2 protein-coding genes are annotated in these 2,128 nt (G+C 76.1%); both read right to left on the bottom strand.

The features are described 5' to 3' along the window. Nucleotides 1–1,885 (bottom strand): DUF5682 family protein (locus HUX53_RS04660; protein ID WP_176401930.1); only part of this gene is annotated, 1,885 nt, incomplete at its 3' end. After that, nucleotides 1,885–2,128 (bottom strand): hypothetical protein (locus HUX53_RS04665; RefSeq protein ID WP_217919084.1); only part of this gene is annotated, 244 nt, incomplete at its 5' end. The genes HUX53_RS04665 and HUX53_RS04660, both read right to left, overlap by 1 nt.

Consider the following 2,128-nt stretch of genomic DNA (forward strand, 5'->3'; position numbering starts at 1 on the left):
GCTGCGGGGTCGCGGGAGTCTGCCCGTACCCGCGGCGGCGGGAGAGTCGGTTGTGGTGAAGGGCCGGGACCCGGCGGGCGACGCCGAGCGCCGCGTCGCGGTCCAGGTGGAGCATCCCGGCGGCGTGCAGGAGCGCGTCGCGGGTCGCGGCGACGGCGTGCAGGCGGTCGAGGTCGGCGGGCGCGGGCCCGCCGCGCACCCCTTCGACCAGCCAGAGGATCCGGGTGACGCACTCCTCGATGACCGTCCCGAACAGCGCGCTGCGGGCCGTCCCGAGGACGCGGTCGTGCCGCCACAGCCCGAGGACGGCGTCGAGCGCGGCACCGAGCGCGGCGATGTCGGACGAGCCCGCGATCCCGGCGGCGATCGCGCCGGCGATCCGGTCGGGCCGGTCCGCGCAGCCGCACAGGGCCGCGTCGAACAGCACGTCCGCGAGGCCCCGCATGTCGGTGCCGGCGTCGTTCATGCGCTCGTCCAGGACGGCGGCGGCCGCGTCGGCGAGCGTCGGCCCGTGCGCGCCCGCCTCGATGAGCGCGGAGCGGCGCAGCCCGGCGGGGTCGGCGGCGTCCAGGACCCAGCGTTCTTCCAGCACCGGGTCGGCGCCGGTCGCGGGACCCGACTCGCGGACGGCGCCGGGGATCCGCAGGACGCGCAGCCGGTGCAGCGCGCGGCTGCGCTCCAGGCCGCGCGGCGTGGTCAGCTTGAGGACGACCGGCCCGTCCCGGTCGAGGCCCAGCCGTTCGAGCTCGGCGTCCGCGTCGTGGACGAGCGGCGGCGCGGGCGTGTCGCGGTGCAGCCGACCGACGCGCGTCCCGCTCAGCGCGGCGACCATCTCGACCACGGCCGGGTGGGCGCCGGGGGCGAGGGTGCCCCGCGACGTCCACGGCAGCCGCTGGTCGAGGTCGTCGTTGACCAGCGCGGACACCAGGCCGTCCAGCAGGTCGGTGCGGGCCGGCGCGCGGTGGCCGCGCAGCCGGGTGAGGCCCTCGGTGAGGGTGCGGGCGGCGATCAGGTCGGCGGTCGACACGACCTGCCTGCGCTTGCGCAGCCGCGCGACGACGGTCTCGATGAGCGCGCCGGCCGCCGCGTCGGGGCCGTCCTCCCAGAGCCGCTGGTAGTACTCGGGGGACGGCATGCCCGACTGGTAGCCGGTGAACGCGTCCAGGCGCCGGAACGAGTACGGGACGAGGAAGCCGCCACCGGCCGCGCCCTCGGGCGGCCTCGGCACGTCCGGCCAGTCGGTGCCGCCGGTCGCGGCGAGCGTTTCGAGGGCGGGCTTGTGGAATCCGCCGGTCACCACGACGACGGGCCGGTCACCGGCAGCGGCCTCGGCGGCCCGCACCCATTCCGCCATGTAGGACTCGCGGGCGGTGTCGTCCTCCCCGGCCTCCGCCTCGCCCCGCAGCAGCGCGAAATACGCGTCGAGCCGCTCCCCCACACCGCCGGGGTCGATCTCGAAGAGGTGGTCCCACAGAATGTCGGTGTTGTCGACGGCGAACTCGCGGCACAGCCGCTCGGTGACGTCGGCGTAGCGGCGTTCGGCGTCGGCGTACCGGTTGCTGCGGTCCGCGAACGCGGGATGCCACGCGGGCAGGTCGATGAACCTCAGCTCGGCACCCGCCGCGCGCCCTTCATTCAGGGCCACCCACTCCGGCGAGTACTCGCAGAACGGCGACCAGGACGCGTGCACCCGTTCGGCGTCCCGGTAATAGCTGAAGATCGCTATGGGCGGGGTGTGGCCGAGGAGCAGCTCGTCCATCCGCGTACCGAAGTCGGCAGGCCCCTCCACCAGCACGTAGGCGGGCCGCAGCGCTCGGATCGTGTCGCGGACGAGCCGCGCGCACGCGGGGCTGTGGTGCCGGACCCCGATGAACGTGACCGCCATCAGCCGGGCAGCAGGTGCCGGGCCGCGTGCAGCGCCTTCCACTGCTCGCCGCCGCGCCGCGACGCCTGCTGCTCCAGGTAGCGGCGCAGCCGGGCCAGGTCGTCGGGGCTGTCCTTGGCGGCGGTCCCGGCGAGGCACTCGACGATGTCGGCGGCGCCGCCCGGCTCGCCGCGCAGGAACCAGCCCCGGACCCCGACCTGGTGCGCGACCGACACCGCCTCCGCCGTGCTCATCACCGCCGAC

Source organism: Actinomadura sp. BRA 177, from assembly GCF_013372625.1.
In the GTDB taxonomy this organism is placed as follows: Bacteria; Actinomycetota; Actinomycetes; order Streptosporangiales; family Streptosporangiaceae; genus Spirillospora.